Below are 20,050 nucleotides of genomic sequence, written 5' to 3'. Positions count from 1 at the left end.
ATCATATGAAGGTCGCCGATGCGTGGGATATGGCGGATAAAACCGCCCTCCCGCTGGGGAATATTATATTCAGGAGGGATAATATGTCGGCACGCCTCAGTGCGTTTCTCAAGGGGCACATAGCCCTGGTCGCCGCCACCTGCCTGGCCGGACCGGCCTTTGCGCAGCAGGAAGATATCATCGTGACGGCACAGAAGCGGGCCGAAAATCTGCAGGATGTGCCGATCTCGGTGAACGCCTTTACCGGCAGCACGTTGGAAAATATCGGCGTCACGGGCGTCCAGTCCCTGCAGTTCGCAACGCCGGGGCTTGTATTCAACCGCACCGGCCCGTCCGCCCAGCCCTATATTCGCGGAATTGGTACGCGACTGTCACAAGGCGGACTGGAGCCCAGCGTCGCCGTATATCTCGACGGCCGTTATGAGCCGCTAAGCTCGGCCGTCATGGCCGAGATGGCAGACGTGGAGCGCGTCGAGGTGTTGAAGGGCCCGCAAGGCACCCTTTACGGCCGCAATGCGACGGCCGGCGCCATCCGGATCATTTCCAAGGAAGTCAGCGACGAACTGGAAGGCCAGTTCAGTGCCGGTTATGGCAATTATGATTATTACACCGCATCGGCCAGCGTGAACGTACCGCTTACCGACAGCTTTGGCGCCCGCATCACCGGCATGCTCAAAAAACGCGATGCGTTTGCCAAGAATCGCATTGCCGGTGCGCGCGATGCCGATGATCTCGATCGGTGGGCGCTGCGCGGCAAGTTTCGGCTTGAAGCCGGCGATAATGTCACCGCCAACCTCACCCTCGCTTATTGGAAGCAGGACGATGCCGCCGGGCTGGACCAGATCGATCTCAGCCCGCAGGCTTACAGCACGGGCATTTCGCGCGGCGGCATTACCGGCCGCAACCGTGGCGAAATCGCCAGCGTGCTCGACGCGATCCAGCGCTCAGACCAATTCTCGGCGGAATTCCGGGTGGATGTCGAACTGGGCGACATCGATCTCGCGTCGATCACCACTTTTGCCGATTATGACGGCTACACCACGATCGACGCCGATGGCACCAGCGCGCGCGTGTTCGATGCGCCCGGCAGTGTAACCTCGGCCCAGAATTTCTCGCAGGAATTGCAATTGGTGTCCGGCGACAAGACCGGTCTGGAATGGATTGTCGGCGCTTATTATTTCCACGGCAAGTCGCAGGCCGATAACAAGCTGGATGCCGGCGGCCCGTTGCTGCTGTCCACCGGCAATCAGCGCAACATCACCGATGCGTTCGCGATTTTCGGCCAGGCGACATGGCATTTCGACGACCAGTGGAGCCTGACCGCCGGTGGCCGCCTCGGCTATGAACGCAAAAGCGTAAGCACGCGCAAGTCGACGGCGGTGCCCGGAGCCACGCTCGCGCTGGTTCCGTTCGATGACAAGGCCGACTGGACCTCGTTCACGCCCAAGCTGACGCTGCAATATGATATGGGCGATGCGATGGTCTATCTGGCCTATGCGCGCGGGTTCAAGAGCGGCGGATATAATTATCCGGCCAAGAACGCGGCCGGTGTCGGATCCGCGTTGAACCCGGAAACGCTCGACATGATCGAACTGGGGGTCAAGGGCGACTTCTTTGATCGTCGCGTGCGCGCCAATGTGGCGGCTTATGCTTATGACTATAAGGATTTGCAGGTCACCCGCGCGTCAACACAGGGCAGCGGCAGCGTAACCTCCGTCACCGAAAATGCCGCCAATGCCCGCATTTACGGGCTTGATGCGGATGTAAACTGGTCGGTGACGGATCATTTCACGCTGACGTCGGGGCTGAACCTCAGCCATTCCGAATATCGTGATTTCCTGACGACAGCCAAGATGTTCAACGCCGTCGCCACCGGCGCCCCCGCCGTGGGAATGCGGGATGTGGCGTACAATGCCAGCGGCCACGCATTGCTGCGGTCTCCGGACTGGTCGGCCTTCATATCGGCGGAATATGATCTGCCATTGGCCAATGGGGCGCATGTGCCCATCAACCTCAGCTATTCCTACAAGGACGATTACGACTTCGATTTCATCGCCGATCCGTCGAGCGGGCGTTTGCGGCAAAAGGCCTATGGCCTGTTGAACGCCCGGATCACCTATGTTTCAGCCAATGACAATTGGCGTCTGGCGGCGTGGGCGCAGAACCTGACCGACGTCCATTATTTCGATGACGTCGTGGGCACAGGCGCGGGTATTCGGGCTTCTTACGGTGCACCACGCACCTATGGCGTCGATTTCACCTACCGCTTCTAACCCGCGCGCACGGGCCGGCATGCCCCCGCATGGGGGACAAGCCGGCCCGCGCATGCGCCACCAATTCCTATTGTTACCGTTGGCAGGAACGATGATGGCTTACACCGCAAAACGCACCGCGCGCCTGATTGCCGCGATCCCGGCGGCGCTGGCGCTACTGGCGCTCGCGCCGACTGCCGGACAGGCGAAAACGCCATCTTCCGGCAACCAGCATCGCATCCAAACCCTGCTGGATGAACGCGATATCGAACGGCTGATCGTAGATTATAGCTGGGTGCTCGATGCCAAGGATTTCGACACCTACGGCGCGCTGTTCAGCCATGGCATCGTGCTCGATCCTCAAGGCAAGACCATCGCGAAAGGCGCCGCCGAAGTCGGCGCGCTGGCCCGCCACTATCTCGGCGGCAATCCGGACGTCTTCGTCAGGCATATCGTCAGCAATGTCCGGATCGATGTCGCCGCAGATGGCAAGACGGCGACCGCCGGCAGTTTCCTGACGACGATCGAAGCGCCACAGGGCCAGCCCGCATCGATCTTCCGCATTGCGCGCTACCATGACAATTTCGCGAAGATCGACGGGGGCTGGAAATTTCTGAGCCGGCAGGAAATGACCGATTGGGTCCTTCGTGAACGGCAGCATCCAGCGCCCCCGTCCGCGAAATAGCCACTCCACCCCCGCCACCTGATAAGCCAGCGCCGTCCGCTGCCGCTAACGCCCTCCCCCGGAGCCACCCTTATGACCCTGTTCTCACGCCGTCACGTCTGGGTGGGCTTGTCGGTTGCGCTGTACGGGCTGGCGTTGACATCGGCCGGCGGGGCATTGCTGGCGGCGGGCGGATCACCCTATTTCGCGCTCGCAGGCGGTGGCACGATGGTGGCTGGCCTGCTGGCCCTGCGACGCCGGGCATCTGCCCTGGCGGTTTATGGGGCCGTTCTGCTGGGCAGCCTAATCTGGGCGATCGCGGAAGCAGGTACTTCATTCTGGCTTTTCGCGCCCCGGATCGGCGCGCCGTTGGTGGTCGGACTGTTCCTGTCCTTTCCTTGGATCGGCAGGCTGCGTCCAATGGCGACGCGCCACGCCCGGCCGTTGGCGATCGCCGCCGGCATTACCGTGGCGGCCGCCGCCCTGCTGATGGCGCCATGGCCCAAGGGTGGATCGACAGCGGCTCCGGCCCCGACAGCAGAAACGGACTGGGCCAGCTTTGCCAATGGCAATGATGGCCGCCGCCATGCCGCGATTGGGCAGATCACGCCCGGCAATGTTCACACACTGGAAGTCGCCTGGACATATCGAACCGGCGAAGATCCCACGCGTCTGGCCAACCCGCGCAATCTTCCGGCGTTTGAAGCGACGCCGTTGAAGGTCGGGCCGCTGCTCTACCTGTGCACGCCCCGCAACCAGATCATCGCTGTCGAGGCGGAAACGGGGCGTGAACGCTGGCGCCACGATCCCCATACCGATGTTCGCGGTGCGTCTTATCTGTTGACCTGCCGTGGTGTCGCTTATGCCGAAACCCCGCACACTAAAAGCTGCGCCCAACGGATCATCGCGGCCACCGGCGATGGCCGTCTGCTGGCACTCGACGCGCATTCCGGCCGTCGCTGCGAAGCATTCGGCGATCGCGGCGAAGTATCGCTGCGCCGCAATCTCGGGCCGATCGAAAGCGGCTTTTACGGCGTCACCTCCGCGCCGCTGGTTGCCAATGGCGTGGTGGTGGTGGGCGCCATGGTGCTCGACAACCAATCCACCGACGTGCCCGGCGGCGTGATCCGGGGCTATGACGTTGAAACCGGCCGGCAGAAATGGGCGTTCGATACCGGCGCCGATCAGCCAACAAGCGTCGGCGAACCCGCGCCCGATAAGATTTATACGCGCGGATCGCCCAATGCGTGGGCGCCCTTCAGCGCGGATGAGGCGCTCGGCCTCGTCTATGTGCCGACCGGCAATGCCAGCCCCGATTATTTCGGTGGCCAGCGGTCGCCCGCGATGAACAAGCATGCCAGTTCCGTCCTGGCGATCAATCTGGCGACGGGGCGGCTGCGCTGGTCGTTCCAGACAGTACACCAGGATGTATGGGATTATGATGTCAGCGCCCAGCCAACACTGGTCGACATGCCGGGTCCGAATGGCTTCATTCCCGCCTTGATCCAATCGACGAAGCGGGGCGATCTGTTCGTCCTCGATCGCCGGACCGGCACGCCGATTACCACGGTGGAAGAAATGCCGGTCCCGCGCGGGGGTGCCGCCCAGGACGGCCTGTCGCCGACCCAGCCATTTTCAACCGGAATGCCATTTCTGGGTTCGGCCCGCCGGACGGAAGCGTCGATGTGGGGGATCACGCCGTTCGATCAGATCTGGTGTCGCCTTCGGTTCCGCCAGACCCGCTATGAAGGGCCGTTCACGCCGCCATCGACCCACCCAACCCTGCAAAGCCCCAACCAGACGGGCGCGTCGAGTTGGGGGCGGATGTCCATCGACACCGCAAACAACATATTGGTCGCCAACACGATCAATCTGGATTCGATCGTACAACTCATCCCGCAGGCGGACGTCGCGGCGCTGCGCAAAACCGGCGTCAAGGCGATCCACCCGCAAACCGGCACCCCTTATGCCGTGACGAACACCCAGTTCCTCTCGCCGCTCGGGCTGCCCTGCAATGCGCCGCCATGGGGCGAAATGCGCGCGATCGATCTCAAAACCAGATCCGTCCTGTGGCAAAAGCCGTTCGGCACGACAGCCAACCGCCTGCCGCTGGCCATCGGCATCCCGCTCGGCCTGCCCAGCGTAGCCGGCCCGCTCACCACCGCCAGCGGGCTATCCTTCATCGGCGCCGCCGACGATGGCTATTTCCGCGCCATCGAAACACGCACCGGACGGGAATTGTGGCGCAGCAAGCTACCTGCCGGCGGCCAAGCCGCGCCCATGACATTCATGTCGCGTGGCGGCCGCCAGTTTGTCGTCATCGCGGCGGGCGGCGACAGGCGCCTGGGCACCAGGCTGGGCGATTATGTCGTCGCCTTTGCGCTGCCGAAGACAGGCAACCCCGCGCGCTAGGGCAGGGCGAAAGATCACCTACCGGATGGCATTCGCGCGGATCCCATCCGGTGCCGCGCTGCGGTGTCACACGATGCCCAGCACGCCGGCGGCATTGCGATACAGCACCTTATCGAGCGCTTTGGCGTCCCGCATCCGCGCCTTGAACAGTGCGACATCGGCCAGCGGCGCAAAGGGAAAGGCGCTGCCATAGATGATCTTGTCCTGCAGCGGGCCATTCGCCGCGGCAAAGATCGCCTCGGCCCCCGGCATGAAATGGTACATCGATGCTTCGATGAAGATGTTCCGGCCGCGAAATGCCAGGGCGATCCATTCGTCGACCTGCGGGTATATCGCATGCGAACAGACGATCTTCAGATCCGGCATGTCTTCGGCGATGGTTGAAATGGCGCGCGGGTTGGAAAGATTGCCCATGCGCGGCCCCTGGGTGATGACCACGGGGACGCCCAGTTCCATGCACTTATAGTAGATGGGGTACATCATCCGGTCGTCGGCCTGCACGCCCGGCAGGTCGATGGACACGCCCTTCATGCCCAATAGCGCAATGCCCCGGTCGATCTCGCGCAGCGCCGCAAGGCGTTTGGCCGGATCGACGCCGACCAGGCCGATCAGGCGATCGGGATAGGCCTTGATGCAGCCCGCCACATAATCATTGCTCAGGGTGACTTCGGCACGGCGTCCCTCGATCATGATCGTGGATTGCCGCCCGGGAAACACCGCCTGGTCGACACCTGCACTATCGAGCGCGGCTATAAAGCCAGCCAGTGGCTCCGGCTTCGGCATGCCCCCGCCATCGCCGGCAAACAGCGCCAGATATTCATGCGTATTGGGTCGAGCGCGAAAATCGAGGACACGGACGGCAGGCTTCGATCGCGCGGCGCTCGCCGCCGCCGGCACCAGGCCGCCGATTGCCGTTGCTGCGGCCATGCCGATCAGTTCGCGCCTGTTGACGCCGCCCGCGCCAATGCGATTGCCCATGCCCTTCGCTCCCTTTCCATCCGTGCAGAGACGCCCTTTTACTCAGAAAATGCGTCTTATGCGTACCACAATCATGCACCGATCACACCAGCGCAGAAAATTCGCACAAAATACAATATTTATTGATATTTTTTAGCATGACTTTGAATATGCCCGCTCCACACCGCTGAGGGATATGATCGATTTTTCCATATTAAATCGGACAAATGAAACAATATCGTACCAATTACAAACGCCCGCATGAGGTGCGATCCGGCGGGACAACAGCCCGTGGAAAGGCGCGGTGATGTTTCGGGCTGCAACAGATCACGGCATGGCCGGCCGGGGCATCGGTGTGGGCCGCCCGCACACCAAACGCCCCCTCCTGCAGGCGCTCATCTCATTTCATGCGTGGAATGTAACTTTGGTTGCATTCTTCGGAAACGGAGTGCGCTATTTCAGCGCTAAGTAACCATCAGAGAGAGGAATGGCGAAGTGCAAGCGATGAACGACGAGTCCCCCCTCCCCGCGCCTGCGCCCGCCCGCAAACGCATGGCGCTGTTCCGGGCCGGCGAAGGCGTCGCACTTGACCACGAAACGATGCCCTTCGAGGGGATCGACGCCGCCACCATGGCCGGTCTTGGGCGGATCATGGCCTCAGGCCCCAAGGCAGCCGATGCTTCGCACACGACGATCCTCTTCCAATCGGGCGGCGAGGATGGCGTGAGCTTGAGCCATGCCTGGTTCAAAACCGGTTTCATATCGCCGCGCCACAGCCACAATGCCGATTGCATTTATTATATCCTGGCGGGCGAAGCTCGATTTGGTTCGGCGCGCCTCGGGCCGGGCGACGGCATCTTTGTCCCGGCCGACCAGGCCTATGTCCTTGAGGTCGGCGACGCGGGATGTGAACTGCTGGAATTCCGCAACGCGGCGCAATTCAACATCCATTTCAAGGGCAATGACGAAGCCCATTGGGAGAAGGTGGCCCAATCCTACACCCGGCATATGCCGCAATGGGAAGCCGAAATTCCTCCGTCACAGCGATAATATGGCTCCGTCTCCACCAAGGGGGACGGCAATCGCAATGGGTCACGCCGATGCGTTAGTGCTCGATTGACTGGCGCGCGGCACAAAGCCGTTCCTGCCTGCCGGGTCTGATCAAAGGAAAAACAATATGTCCGCACCAAAGGCTGCTTCTGGAAATGGGTCGCGCTGGCCCGGCATGGGCGTCATCGCGACATCGCTGTTGGCGTCGGCAGCGCCTGCGTCCGCACAGGTCCTCGCCGATGCGATCTACACCAACGGCGTGATCCGGACGATGGAAGCGCCGGATGATGTGGCGCAGGCCGTGGCCATCCGGCAGGGACGGATTTTGGCCGTCGGGGCAACGCAAGCCATGCTCGCTCATCGTGGATCAGGCACGCGCGTCGTCGATCTTCAGGGCAAGACGATGCTGCCGGGTTTCATCGATGCGCACGGGCATCTGTCGATGCTGGCGGGTATGGTTGATTTTGCCAATCTGTCGCCTCCCCCGGTTGCGGGCGTTCGCGATATCGCCTCGCTCCAGGCGACCCTGCGGGCCTATGTCGCCGACAGGGCCACGCCCACTGGCCAATGGGTACTGGGCTTCGGCTATGACGATGCCGCGCTGGCCGAGCGGCGCCACCCCACCCGTCACGACCTTGATGCCGTTTCGGCCGATCGGCCGATCATGCTGCTGCACGCATCGGGCCACATCGCCGCCGCCAACACGCGCGCGCTCGAACTGGCGGGCCTGCTGAACGATGTGCCGAACCCGGCTGGCGGTGTGATCCGGCGCGAGGCGGATGGAAAAACCGCGTCCGGCATTCTGGAAGAAGCCGCCATGTATCGGCTGATGGCCTTGCTGCCGAAACCAACCTTCGAACAGCGCCTGGCCGCGCTGCAGAAGGCACAGCATATCTACGCCGGTTACGGCATCACAACCGCGCAGGACGGCGCCGCTTCGCCGGATGACTATGCCTTGCTCAAGGCCGCCGACGAACGGGGGGCGCTGACGATCGACGTGGGGGCGCTGCTGTTCTTCCGCGCGCCCTGGCAGGATCTGGAATCCATGCCGATCGGCCAATCGCGTCAGACACGCCTGCGCATTCTTGGCATCAAGCTGATGCTCGATGGATCGCCGCAAGGAAGAACGGCCTGGCTGAAGGAACCCTATCATCACGTTCCGGATGGCCGCGCGGCCGATTATCACGGCTATCGCCAGATGGAGGATGCCGAGCTTCGCGGCTGGATCGACCGGGCGGCCGATCACAACTGGCAGCTTTTCGCACACGTCAATGGCGACGCGGCGATGCAGCAACTGATCGACGTTACGGCGGCGGCCGACGCCGCCCGCCCCAAACGGGTCGAACGCACGATCGCCATCCACAGCCAGGTCGTGGGGGCCGGGCAACTGGCGCGGATGAAAGAACTGGATATCCAGCCGAGCTTCTTTGCGGCCCACGCTTTCTACTGGGGCGACTGGCATCGCGACGTAACCCTTGGCGAGGTACGCGCAGCGCAGATTTCACCCATGCGCGACGCGATCGACCTGGGCCTTGTGCCGTCCATCCACAATGATGCACCGGTGGTGCCGCCCGATATGATGCGATTGATCTGGGCGGCAGTCACGCGGACGACGCGTTCCGGTGCAACGCTGGGAACAGCAGAAGCGGCCACACCCTATGAAGCCTTGCTGATGTCGACGCGTAATGCCGCGTGGCAAATCCACGAGGAAAAGGAAAAGGGTACGATCGCAGTCGGCAAGCAGGCCGATCTGGTTGTGCTCGATGCGGACCCGCTGAAAGTGGACCCGGCAAAACTGCATGCCATCAAGATCGATCGGACGATCAGTGACGGCACGGAAATCTATACGGCAACGCACAAGAAATGAACGATTTTTGCAATCTCAAGGCGGCGACGTTCTCAGCGCACCACAATGGCCGGGGCATGTCGCCCCCCGGCGCCATCGCTCTCGCACGTTCAGGAAAGACGGATGGCATTCACACTGAAGCTTCGTGATCCGTCGCCTCCCGTCAGCGTCGCGGCTTGGGGGCGGCTGGCGCGCCGCCGGCTGCCCGATCTGGCCTGGAATTATCTCGATGGGGGCGCCGACGATCTTGTAACGCTTGGGGAAAATATTTCCGGCTTTGAACGGTGGCGGCTGCGCCAGCGCTGCCTGGCCGGCGTCACAGCACCCAGCCTTGCCGCGACGATGGCGCGCGAGGGTGTGAGCTTGCCGGTGGCGCTGGCGCCCGCCGGGGCGACGGGACTGTGCCATTGGTCGGGCGATATTGCCGCGACCCGTGCCGCCGAACGCGCCGGCACCCGCGCAATCCTGAGCACCGCAAGCAGCTATTCACTCGAAGAGGTGGCGGAGGCCAGCGAAACCAACCACTGGTTCCAGCTTTATCCGTTCGGCAATCGTGCCAAGGTTGGCTCGTTGATCGCACGCGCGCGTTCGGCGGGTTATACGGCAATGTTCGTCACGGTCGACGTTCCGGTCGTGGGCAACCGCGAGGGCGAGCGCGCCGCCGGCATGACCCGCCCATGGACCCTTACCCCTGGGCGTCTACTGAACATGGCCCGCCATCCCGCCTGGATACATGGCGTATTGTGGCATCGACGCATCGCCGCGGTCCATTATCTGGAACAGGATTCCAGTGGCGCAACGACCCTCCAGCATCTCCAACGCGCCATTCAGGGGGCGGGTGCGGATGCCATTGCCTCTGCCGAAGCGCAGCAGCGTTATATGCAGGGCGATCTTCATTGGGACGATCTCGCCTGGATGCGCGACCAGTGGGATGGGCCGCTCTATGTCAAAGGCGTGCTCGACCCGGACGACGCCGCCAAGGCGGTCGATGAAATCGGTTGCGAAGGCGTGGTTGTTTCCAACCATGGCGCACGCCAGCTCGATCGCACGCTGGCATCGATTGATGCCCTGCCCGCGATCGTCGCACGCATTGGCGACCGCGCCGAAGTTTATCTCGATGGCGGTGTGCGGCGTGGCACCGATGTCATTACCGCGCTGTGTCTCGGTGCGCGGGGCGTGTTCATCGGCCGCCCCTATCTTTACGGGCTGGCCGCCCGGGGCGAGGCCGGGGTGGCTTCCGTTCTGGAAATTTTTCGCAGCGAAATCGAACGCGCGTTGACGCTGATGGGCTGCCCCAGTGTAGCGAAGCTCGATCACAGTTGGCTGGCGACCCACCAGGACTGACCGGGCCGTGAGAATGCCGCGCATCGATCGGCGCACGCGTCAACGCAAGCTCGATTGTTGATATCAAGGCGGGCGCTTGCGCCACGGGTGCCTCCCAGGGGGTTGCGAATAAGCGCAAATGCTCCATTGGGACGATCTTCGTTCCTATCTCGTGACCGCTCACGCTGGAACGGCGACTGCCGCGACCGGACTGCTGTGCGCATCCAAAGCCACAAGGAATTGCTGCGTGACCATACTCGTCCACGATAACGCCTTCAGCCCGTTTTCCGGGGACGCAAACGGTGTGGCCGATACTGCGGTTTACAAGACGTTGCTCGAATCGACGCAGGCGATCCCCTGGAGGATCGATTGGGCAACGATGCAGTTCACATATATCGGCCCGCAGATCGAAAAATTGCTGGGCTGGAGTCAGGACAGCTGGGTCACGGTTCAGGACTGGGCAACCCGCATCCACGAAGACGATCGCGAACGGGTGGTCAATTTCTGCGTCTCGCAATCCCAAGCGGGGATCGATCACGAAGCGGATTATCGCGCACTGACTGCGTCGGGCGGCACCGTCTGGATCAGGGATGTGGTGCATGTCGTACGAAAGCCCGATGGTTCCGTCGACAGCCTTATCGGGTTCATGTTTGATATCAGCGAACGCAAGCGAACCGAAGAACGGGTGCTTGAACTTCAGAAGAAACTGGAAATTCTGTCCTATACTGATAGCCTGACCGGTATAGCCAACCGTCGATCGTTCGATACACGACTGGAAAATGAGTGGAAGAACGCCAGGCGCAGCGAACAACCACTCTCATTACTTGTTATAGATGTCGATTACTTCAAACAATATAACGATTTCTATGGACACACGGAAGGCGATGCTTGCCTCGTCCAAATTGCCCAGGCGCTACATGGCCTGGCAAAACGCCCGCGAGACCTGGCAGCGCGGCTCGGCGGAGAAGAATTTGCGCTGCTGCTACCGGAAACCGATGCGGAAGGCGCTCAACGTAGCGCTCAACTATGCGCCGACGCGATCGCAACCTTGCGGCTGCCCCACGAAAGATCGGAAGTCAGCAGCATCATTACCGTCAGTTTGGGCGTGGGCACGATCACCGTCGGCGGTGAAGGCCGCCCGCAAGAATTCGTCGAAGCGGTCGACCATCTGCTCTACGCCGCCAAGCGCAATGGCCGGAACCGATTTGAGTGGGCGAGGATGCAACAGACCGGTTTTGCCTCGATCTCGATAAACGGCAATCCACCGCCGGAACGCCAAGCCGCCGCACCGCCGCCCCGCCGCAAAAAGATGTGATTGTCACGGCAGCACCCCACCGCGAAGACATCATTTGCCCTTGGGGCGATGCAACTGCCCTAGCCGCTTACCGTCCCGAAATTAGCTCATTTTTGGCCGGGAATTCTATTTCCGGCACGCGCATCAAGCAAAGGGACCCGGCGCACTTTGCAGCGGGTCCCCTCATGGTCTCAGCAATCACCTGCTTCGGTTAACAGGCTCAGGCCTCTTGCGTGGCCGGCACGCCATTTTTCCATTCTGCATAGAATTGATAATACCAACGCCGGAAATCGCCGATCGGCCCGTCGCCGTCGCAGATCAGCGCACGTTCGACAAAGCGCTGGCGATCCCAGATCACCTTATCCTGATCGAACTGCTTGAGGATGTCGCGGATCAGCGCGCGGGCAAGCCCGCCCATCGGGCCTTCGGCCTGCGCCTTGGGCTGGGTGAACGCGAAGCGGACGCGCACCAGATCCTTGTCGACCGGCGTGACGCCCGACATCAGCAGGGTTTCGGAAATGCCGCTGAACCGCGTCCAGCCCTGGCCGGGACCGAAATTGCCGTTGGCGATCTTGCCGTCGATTTCACCCTGCGGCGTGCCCATCTTGGCGAGGACCAGGCCGTTGCGCAGATGGCCGTCGAAGGACAGGGTGGCATCCGGATAGGTCGCGGTGCCGTGCACATATTTGAAGTGCGCGGTGTCGGCGGCGTTCTCGGCCATGAACTGCAGCGGCGCATGGACCAGCCATTCGTAGCGGTCATAGTCCGTCCATTCGGCATCGCCGATCTCGGGGAAAACTTCCACCTCCCACATCGGCGCAACGCCTTCGGGATGATACCAGATCCACACGAAACCATTCGCTTCGGCCGTCGCCCAGCCGCCGCACGGGCGCTTGGCCTGAGGCGGGATGATCTTGGCGTAGGGCACTTCCTTGACCGATCCGGTCTCGTCATAGCGCCAGGCGTGGAACGGGCATTCCAGGTTGTTGCCATGCACCTTGCCGCCGTGGCCCATGTGCGCGCCGAGGTGGCGGCAATAAGCGTCGATCACGCGGGCCTTGCCGTCTTCGCCGCGCCAGGCCGCCAGTTCCTTGCCGAAAAAGCGCATCGGCTTGACTTCGCCGACCGCCAGTTCGTCCGAATAGCAGGCGACATACCAGCCATAGGGATAAGGCAGGCGTTCCGCGCCGCGCTCGGCTGCGCTCGGATTGTCGGTGACCGGAGCCAGGCGCCAGGCCTTCAGCTCGTCCTTCGTCATCTTGTCGAGAATAGCAAAGGCGGCGACGGGCGCGGTGCGCGCGTCGGCCGCGCCATGATCATGTCCCATTATTATCTCCTCAATCGAGCTTGAACACGCGACGGGCATTGTCGCGCAGGAATTTCGGCCACACGTCGTCGTTGAACGGCACATTTTCGAGTTCACCGAAAATGCGATCGAGGCTCAATCCCATCGGGAAATACCCCGCATAGATGATCTTGTCGGCGCCGCGGCTATTGGCGTATTTGATGATCGACTTGGGATAATGCTTCGGCGCGAAGGCGCTGGTGGAATAATAAAGATTTGGCCACTTGAGCATCAGCTTTACAGCCAGATCGTCCCATGGCTCGGCCCCATGCCGCATCACGATCTTGAGATCGGGGAAGAACCAGCAGATTTCGTCGAGATGTTCGACCTTCTGGTTTTCCATCGGGATGCGCGGGCCAGGAATGCCGACGTTGATCAGGATCGGAATGTCCAGTTCGACTGCGGCCGCGTAGATCGGGAACATATATTTGTGATTGATCGGAACCTGCGGAAAGGTGCCCGACGGGAAAACGCTGATCGCGCTGATCCCATAATCGCGGTGCAAACGCTTGATGCGGCGAACCTCGTCCATTCCCTTGTTGGGATCGATCGGGGCATCGAAGAAGAAGCGATCCGGGAACCGTTCCTTGGCTTCGATTTCGTGCGGCTGTTCGGCAAAACCGACAAGCGCCTTGTCGATGTTGAAACGGTCCATCTGTTCGACGGTCCAGGCAATATAATCGTCGCATTCCTCGATCTTGGGAACGCCCTTGAACATATATTGTGCTGGCATTTCAAAGGCCTGACGGCTTTCCGCATCGCGCAGCAACGGCTTGAACCAATCGTACCAATCCGACCGGTTCGCCCGCGTCGGGATCCCCAGCATCGTATCAACGACCCGAATGTCTTTTGGCATCGGCATCAGTGCATTCCTCTCCATGGACCGCCGCCGCCCCACTCGCGCCGAAACGCAGCGGGGTTCGAACCGGCACCATATCCGCCTAGCAAAAACATAGACACATGTCTATAATTTTTTCGGGGCACGGCTACCCCTTCGGCAAGGCCTGCGCGATCAGCGCGCCAGAACAGATTCTGCGATCACGCGTCCCGCCGCGGCCAAGCGCTTTTCCAGCGGATAAGCATCTGCGGAATACCAGTTATGAATGACGCCGACATAAACGCTGACCAGCATTTCGGCGATCAGCCGGACATCCACGTCCTTGCGAACATCATCAGCCCCATGCGGCCCGCCCAGCAAGCGCACGAAAGCATCCATCAGACGGGAGATTCGCGAGACGCCAATATCGCCCCCCCAGCCCTGCCAGGATATCCCCACCAGACGGCGGGTGACATCCGCATCAGCCTCAAGCGCGCGGGCGCTGGCCGTAAAAAGGGCGACGATCCGTTCGGCGGTAGATCCGGGCTGGTCGCAATGGCGGTAGATCAGCGCAATGAAATCATCGTCCATCCGTTCGACGAGCGCGGCGACGATATCGGATCGGCTTGGAAAATAATTATACAATGTCGCCCGCGAAACATCGGCCGCAACGGCGATTTCGTCCATTGTGGTGTCGGCGATGCCGGCATGTTCAAACTTGGCGCGCGCAGCCTTCAGGATTGCATGCCGCATGTTGCGCTTGTTCTGTTCCCGCTGCGACAATCCCTGAATCCGCGCCACCGTTGCATCCCGCTGAAATGATCGCCGAGCATATCCATTGCATGGACAGGCGTCCACGAATTCAGTGCACGCCCGCTTGCAATGCCACAGCATGCAAAAAGGGCGCCGCCGGAACAACCGGCGACGCCCCTTTGCAACGTCAAGAAAAGCAGTACGGCCGTATCAGATGCACTGCACCGCGCGACGCGTACGATTGCGACGCATCGAAGCGCCCACCACGCCGAAACCAACCAGCAGCATCGCCCATGTCGTCGGCTCTGGCACCGGCGAGATGTTCAACGTGCCGCTGTAGCTGGCCAGCGAACCCGGGGCTGCGCCGGAAACGTCATACGTCAGCGTCAGCGTCTTTGCGCCGGCCGTCAGGACGACGGGATCAAGATACCAGGTTTCGGGCATCGGATCGTTGAGCACCTTCGAAAAGGCGTGGCCATCGATGGAAATCGACGTGAAATCGATGTTCTGAAGCCCATTGAGGGAGATGGAAATCACCGTCGAATTGGCCAGCGCGTCCGCATCCAGCGTGAATGTGAACATGTCGGTCAATGCCGTGCCATCGGCCAGTTCCGAATTGCCGAAGAAATTCGAACCCGCCGAAATTTCGATCGGGAAAGTCGCCGCAGAAGCGGACTGAACCCCACTGACGGCACTGACAGCAAGCAATGCAGCGGCAAGCAATTGTTTCACTACGCTATTCCTTCACAAATACGCCCACACGGAAGCACCATGCCGTAAGCAAGGTCTGTGCCATCATGGCACATCCGCATTCCATGCGGCTTTGCAGCGTCGACACATGGCCCGTGTGTAAGAAATTTCGACAAATTTCAATTAACCAAATAATTTGAATTGTGAAATTTCATGAAATGGCGGCAACGAAAATTGCTGCGGCGCGGTGATTTCGACACTGGATCACGTCCGCGCGCTGCCCCGCACGCGCCAATCGCGCGGCTGCCCCGCAATCTCCAGCTCACGACCAAAGCCCCATGCCGGCTTTCCCCAGCACCGGCCGTTCACCCGAACAGGATCAGAACGTCACCACCGTCCGCAATGTTTCTCCGCGCGCCATCAGATCGAACCCTTCGTTGATCCGATCCAGCGGCAGACGGTGGGTCACGAGATCATCGAGATTGATCCGACCTTCGGCATAGAGATCGAGCAGGCCCGGCAACTGGCTGCGCGTTCGAACATTGCCCAGAAACGACCCTTTCAATGTCCGCCCCAGTTGCAGATCGAAAGGGATGACCGGCAGCGCCACGCCATCGGGCGGCACCCCCAGCACCGTGCAAACGCCCCATCCCGTCCGGGTTGCGGCCAGCGCCGTCCGCATCAGCGGAACATTGCCGACACATTCGAAGGTGAAATCGGCCCCGCCGCCGGTCAACCCAAGAAGATGATCGACCAGATCATCGCCCAGATCGCCGGGGTTGATGAAGTGGGTTGCCCCGAAGGTATGCGCGCGCGCCTCGCAGGACGGGTTGATATCGACGCCGATGATCGTCCCGGCCCCCGCCAGCCGCGCCCCCTGGACGACATTGAGGCCGATCCCGCCCAGCCCGAAAACGACGACGCTGGAACCGGCTTCCACCTTTGCCGTGTACAGCACGGCACCGATCCCCGTCGCCACGGCGCAGCCGATCGTACATGCAATATCGAATGGTACATCCCTGCGGATCTTCGCGACATTCTGTTCGGCCATGACGATGAAATTCGCGAAGGTTCCGTTGTTCGAATAAGCCGCAACCGGCTGGCCATTAAGCGAGAAGCGCTTGGGCGGCGTGGCCATCCCGGCAAAGAAGCCGTCGCACAAATTGGTCCGGCCCGACTGGCAACTGCCACAGGTGCCGCATTCGCCGATCGACAGCGGCACGACATGATCCCCCGGCCGAACGCTGTGTACGCCTGCGCCGCATTCGACGACGACACCCGCCCCCTCATGACCGAGAATGACGGGATAGGGATAAGGCGCCGAAGCCCCCGTCATCTGATGATAATCGGAATGGCACAGTCCGCTCGCCTTGATTTCCACCAGCACTTCACCCGGCCCCGGCGGCTGGAGTTGCACGGTTTCAAGCCGCAGCGGTTCACCGGCGGCATGGCAAACGGCGGCGCGAACATTCAGCATCAGGGCATCACTTTCTGACGGGTGGATGCGGCGAACTGCATCCGTGCGGTCTCGAAACTGCGGTGCGCCACGTCGCCAAGCGGCATCGGACGCAGCCTGTCGGACAATATCTCAACGCCATACGGGCCGCGATACCCCGCTTCGGCCATTCGGGCGATAAACAGCGGTACGTCAAATTCACCGTCGCCGCACAATTTGCGCTGGCGCATGCTGTCGTCGGCGATGTCCCCGTGCATCGCCAGATCCGCATCATTGATCTCCGCCGCCAGAATGTGACGAGCCGGCACCTGAAGAATCGCATCCAACGATGCACCCGATCGCATGACATGCCAGATATCGATCAGCAGACCGCCATTATCGGCATCGGCCCCGGCGACCACGGCCAGCGCCGTTTCCAGCGTCGGCAAATCCGAATAAGGGATCATTTCCAGCGCAATCAGCAGATCATGTCGCGCTGCTTGCGCGCAAAGCTCGCCAAATTCGTCGATCAACCGCGCCGCCGGCACGGCAGCGCCCCCAAATGGCGGCATCACCTTGATGTGTCGCGCGCCCAGCGCATCGGCAGCCGCAAACAGATCGCGCCGCACGCCATCCGATTGGCGCCGCGCCGCCCCCTCCCCAAACCAGTCGGCAAGATATTCCAGTTCGATATGGCGCAACCCGGCGCGCTCGATCATGCGCCGCAAGTCCGCAGATGCGCGGCGTTCCCGCCAGCGCAGCAAATCGCCGTGCCAAAGGCCGATCCCGGCATAGCCGGCTTCGGCCGCCGCGGCGATGCGATCCTCCAGCGGAAAAGGGCTGATATCCTGATCGGTGCCCGGATAGACATTACCCGCAATCGTCCAGCAGGTTGCGATCAGATCGGTCGGGACGGTCATGGCGCCACCGTCACCGGCGTGGCGCCGGTTTCCACGTCTTCGGCCCCCAACTAGCCTTTCAGTTCGACGATCTTGCCCATGCCATCGAACAGGCAGGTGTCGAGCGAATGGATACTCGTCCGTTCGCCTTCCCAGTCGGTGGTGACGATGAACGCCAATGCGGCGGCATTCCCGTGCGATCCGCGCGGCGGCCCGATCGGCACCAGATGCGCGCCCATCGCCACCGCCTGATGGAACCAGTCGATAATCTCGCGCCCGCGCTTGGGCGGCGTGCCGACCGGATCCTCGATCACCGCATCGTCGGCGAACAGGGCGATCACCGCTTGCGCATCCCCCCGGTTGATGCCGTCGACATATGCCTGCAGCGCCGCCTTCATCGCGCCCTGGCTGGCCCCATCCGTCATGCGTCCAGTTCCGCACGCGGCAGTGGCGGATGACCGAGGATCATGTCGGCGGCCTTTTCGGCGATCATGATCGTCGGCATGTTGGTGCTGCCGCCGATGATGCGCGGCATGATCGACGCATCCACCACCCGCAGCCCTTCCACCCCATGCACCCGCAGGCTGGCATCGACGACGGCCATCGTATCGCTGCCCATCCGCGCCGTGCCGACCGAATGATAATCGGCCTCCGCATTGGCGCGGATGAAGGTGTCCAGCGCCTCGTCGGTCACGATATCGGCACCCGGCGCCAGTTCCTCGCCACGATAGGGATCGAACGCCTTCTGCGCGAAAACCTCGCGCGCGATCCGCACGCCGCGCCGCAGGACGTGCCGGTCGGCCGCGCTCGCCATATAATCCTGATCGATCACCGGCGGTGCCAGCGGATCCGCCGAAGCAAGCCGCACCGATCCCCGGCTTTCCGGCCGCGCGACATTGATATGCGCGAAAAAGCCATGCTCGGGCGTCATTTCGCGGCCGTTATTCTTGTACAGCGCCATGACGAAGTGGAACTTGATATCGGGTTCGTCGAGCGCCGGATCGGATTTGACGAAGGCGATCGCCTCCATCCCCGGATCGGCCAGCGGCCCTTTGCGAAACAGGATATACCGGCCCAGCGCCATCGCTCCCCGGATCGGGCTGAAATATTTGAACATCGATATCGGCTGGAGCGAGCGATGCTTGACCGCGATCGCCAGATGATCCTGCAGGTTCCGGCCGACGCCGGGCAGATCGACCAACGGCGCGATGCCATGCTCGTGCAGGTGCGCCGCCGGGCCGATGCCGGATAGCATCAGCAATTGGGGCGAATTGATCGCACCCGCCGACAGCACGACTTCGCGGTCCGCATGCAGCACATGGTCCTTGCCGCCCTTGCGATATGCGATCCCGGTTGCGCGCTTGCCGTCGAACAGCACGCGCGTCGTCTGCGCGCCGGTGATGATCGTCAGGTTCGCGCGGTTGCGGACCGGGACAAGATAGGCCGCCGCCGTGCTCGATCGCCGGCCCCGCGATGCCGTCACGTCAACCGGCCCAAACCCTTCGCGCACCGCGCCGTTACTGTCGTCATTATAGGGGTAGCCCGCCTCGCTGCCCGCCGCGACGAATGCGCGCGCCAGCGGATGTTTCACCTGCGGCCGGCCGATCCGCAGCGGGCCATCGCCGCCGTGCCACATATTTTCGCCCGGCTCATAGGTTTCCGCCCGCCGGAAATAGGGCAGCACATCAGCAAAGGACCAGCCGGCATTGCCCGCCTGCGCCCAGCCATCATAATCGCTCGCCGTGCCCCGGCAGTAGACCATGCCATTGATCGACGAACCACCGCCCAGCACCTTGCCGCGCGGAAGGAACAGCACCCGATCGTCGAGATGCTGTTGCGGCGCGGACAGATATCGCCACTGATAGGCCCCCGACAGCATGATCGGCAGCAGGCCGCCCGGCGCGCGGATCAGCGGGCTGCGCCCATGGCCGCCCGCTTCGACCAGCGCGACGCGGATCGCGGGATCGGCCGATAGCCGGTTCGCCAGCACGCAACCCGCCGAACCGCCACCGACGATGACATAATCGAACCGGTTCATGCGGCTACCCTTGCGCGATCAATGGCCGGCCCGGCTTGCGCCCGACGCACCCCGGCACGATGATTGCCACGCCGCGGCCCCGCCATCGCCGCATATCCGCAACTGCCACCCAATCGGCGCCGTTTCATTGTCATCGTCCTTTGACACCCGATCCGCGCCACCTGGACGAATCCATCGACGAGATTCGAAACTGGCCTCCATTCTGGTCATTTGTGAATGACAGAACAGATCAAAGATCATGCCATGACAGATCATCCGGCCATCGCTGGCCAAAA

Annotated in this window: 16 protein-coding genes; 7 read left to right on the top strand and 9 right to left on the bottom strand. The window is 62.0% G+C overall.

The window, feature by feature from the left end; translation table 11 throughout:
* Nucleotides 1-83: 83 nt before the first annotated feature.
* The 3 genes from KC8_RS00710 to KC8_RS00700 all read left to right on the top strand — a co-directional run bounded on the left by KC8_RS00710 (nucleotide 84) and on the right by KC8_RS00700 (nucleotide 5,328).
* Entirely contained in the window at nucleotides 84-2,273 is a 2,190-nt protein-coding gene (locus KC8_RS00710) for a TonB-dependent receptor (protein ID WP_158217671.1), read from the top strand.
* Between the two features lie 94 nt (nucleotides 2,274-2,367).
* The gene (locus KC8_RS00705; protein ID WP_157663891.1) at nucleotides 2,368-2,937 is read left to right on the top strand and encodes a nuclear transport factor 2 family protein; all 570 of its coding nucleotides are present in this window, start codon (nucleotides 2,368-2,370) and stop codon (nucleotides 2,935-2,937) included.
* A gap of 72 nt (nucleotides 2,938-3,009) precedes the next feature.
* On the top strand, nucleotides 3,010-5,328 hold the full coding sequence (locus KC8_RS00700; protein ID WP_029624508.1) for a membrane-bound PQQ-dependent dehydrogenase, glucose/quinate/shikimate family: 2,319 nt from the start codon (nucleotides 3,010-3,012) through the stop codon (nucleotides 5,326-5,328).
* Nucleotides 5,329-5,394: 66 nt separating this feature from the next.
* Here KC8_RS00700 and KC8_RS00695 read toward each other — a convergent pair whose 3' ends face one another.
* A complete protein-coding gene (locus KC8_RS00695) occupies nucleotides 5,395-6,306 on the bottom strand; it encodes an amidohydrolase family protein (RefSeq protein WP_010125328.1) in 912 nt (303 codons plus the stop codon).
* A gap of 483 nt (nucleotides 6,307-6,789) precedes the next feature.
* Between KC8_RS00695 and KC8_RS00690 the strand changes: the two genes are divergently transcribed.
* From KC8_RS00690 to KC8_RS00675, 4 genes are all read left to right on the top strand, one after another.
* The gene (locus KC8_RS00690) at nucleotides 6,790-7,335 is read left to right on the top strand and encodes a cupin domain-containing protein (protein WP_010125327.1); all 546 of its coding nucleotides are present in this window, start codon (nucleotides 6,790-6,792) and stop codon (nucleotides 7,333-7,335) included.
* A gap of 127 nt (nucleotides 7,336-7,462) precedes the next feature.
* Nucleotides 7,463-9,202 (top strand): amidohydrolase, encoded by a 1,740-nt coding sequence (locus KC8_RS00685; RefSeq protein ID WP_232455594.1) that lies wholly within the window; start codon nucleotides 7,463-7,465, stop codon nucleotides 9,200-9,202.
* Nucleotides 9,203-9,304: 102 nt separating this feature from the next.
* Nucleotides 9,305-10,525, top strand: coding sequence for an alpha-hydroxy acid oxidase (locus KC8_RS00680; protein ID WP_010125324.1), 1,221 nt, complete (start codon nucleotides 9,305-9,307; stop codon nucleotides 10,523-10,525).
* Between the two features lie 226 nt (nucleotides 10,526-10,751).
* Nucleotides 10,752-11,819 (top strand): sensor domain-containing diguanylate cyclase, encoded by a 1,068-nt coding sequence (locus KC8_RS00675; protein WP_010125323.1) that lies wholly within the window; start codon nucleotides 10,752-10,754, stop codon nucleotides 11,817-11,819.
* Between the two features lie 199 nt (nucleotides 11,820-12,018).
* Here the strand turns inward: KC8_RS00675 and KC8_RS00670 are convergent, their stop codons facing one another.
* From KC8_RS00670 to KC8_RS00635, 8 genes are all read right to left on the bottom strand, one after another.
* A complete protein-coding gene (locus KC8_RS00670) occupies nucleotides 12,019-13,125 on the bottom strand; it encodes a Rieske 2Fe-2S domain-containing protein (protein WP_010125322.1) in 1,107 nt (368 codons plus the stop codon).
* A 10-nt stretch (nucleotides 13,126-13,135) separates the two neighbouring features.
* The gene (locus KC8_RS00665; RefSeq protein WP_010125321.1) at nucleotides 13,136-14,005 is read right to left on the bottom strand and encodes an amidohydrolase family protein; all 870 of its coding nucleotides are present in this window, start codon (nucleotides 14,003-14,005) and stop codon (nucleotides 13,136-13,138) included.
* 150 nt (nucleotides 14,006-14,155) lie between these two features.
* Nucleotides 14,156-14,761: a TetR/AcrR family transcriptional regulator gene (locus KC8_RS00660; RefSeq protein WP_010125320.1), complete on the bottom strand. Its 606-nt coding sequence runs from the start codon at nucleotides 14,759-14,761 to the stop codon at nucleotides 14,156-14,158.
* Between the two features lie 162 nt (nucleotides 14,762-14,923).
* Nucleotides 14,924-15,445 (bottom strand): FxDxF family PEP-CTERM protein, encoded by a 522-nt coding sequence (locus KC8_RS00655; RefSeq protein WP_029624507.1) that lies wholly within the window; start codon nucleotides 15,443-15,445, stop codon nucleotides 14,924-14,926.
* A gap of 337 nt (nucleotides 15,446-15,782) precedes the next feature.
* Nucleotides 15,783-16,877, bottom strand: a complete 1,095-nt coding sequence (locus KC8_RS00650) for an alcohol dehydrogenase catalytic domain-containing protein (protein ID WP_029624506.1) — start codon at nucleotides 16,875-16,877, stop codon at nucleotides 15,783-15,785.
* Nucleotides 16,878-16,879: 2 nt separating this feature from the next.
* Nucleotides 16,880-17,758, bottom strand: coding sequence for a sugar phosphate isomerase/epimerase family protein (locus KC8_RS00645; protein ID WP_010125316.1), 879 nt, complete (start codon nucleotides 17,756-17,758; stop codon nucleotides 16,880-16,882).
* 50 nt (nucleotides 17,759-17,808) lie between these two features.
* On the bottom strand, nucleotides 17,809-18,162 hold the full coding sequence (locus KC8_RS00640) for a nuclear transport factor 2 family protein (RefSeq protein WP_010125315.1): 354 nt from the start codon (nucleotides 18,160-18,162) through the stop codon (nucleotides 17,809-17,811).
* Complete coding sequence (locus KC8_RS00635; RefSeq protein WP_010125314.1) at nucleotides 18,159-19,775, bottom strand: choline dehydrogenase; 1,617 nt, start codon at nucleotides 19,773-19,775, stop codon at nucleotides 18,159-18,161. The genes KC8_RS00640 and KC8_RS00635 overlap by 4 nt, the downstream gene beginning before the upstream one ends.
* Nucleotides 19,776-20,050 lie beyond the last annotated feature (275 nt).

Origin of the sequence: Sphingomonas sp. KC8, assembly GCF_002151445.1 — a bacterium.
Lineage (GTDB): Bacteria > Pseudomonadota > Alphaproteobacteria > Sphingomonadales > Sphingomonadaceae > Sphingomonas_E.
The sequence above is the reverse complement of the archived record's forward strand: the minus strand, read 5'-3'. Positions and strand labels throughout refer to the sequence as shown.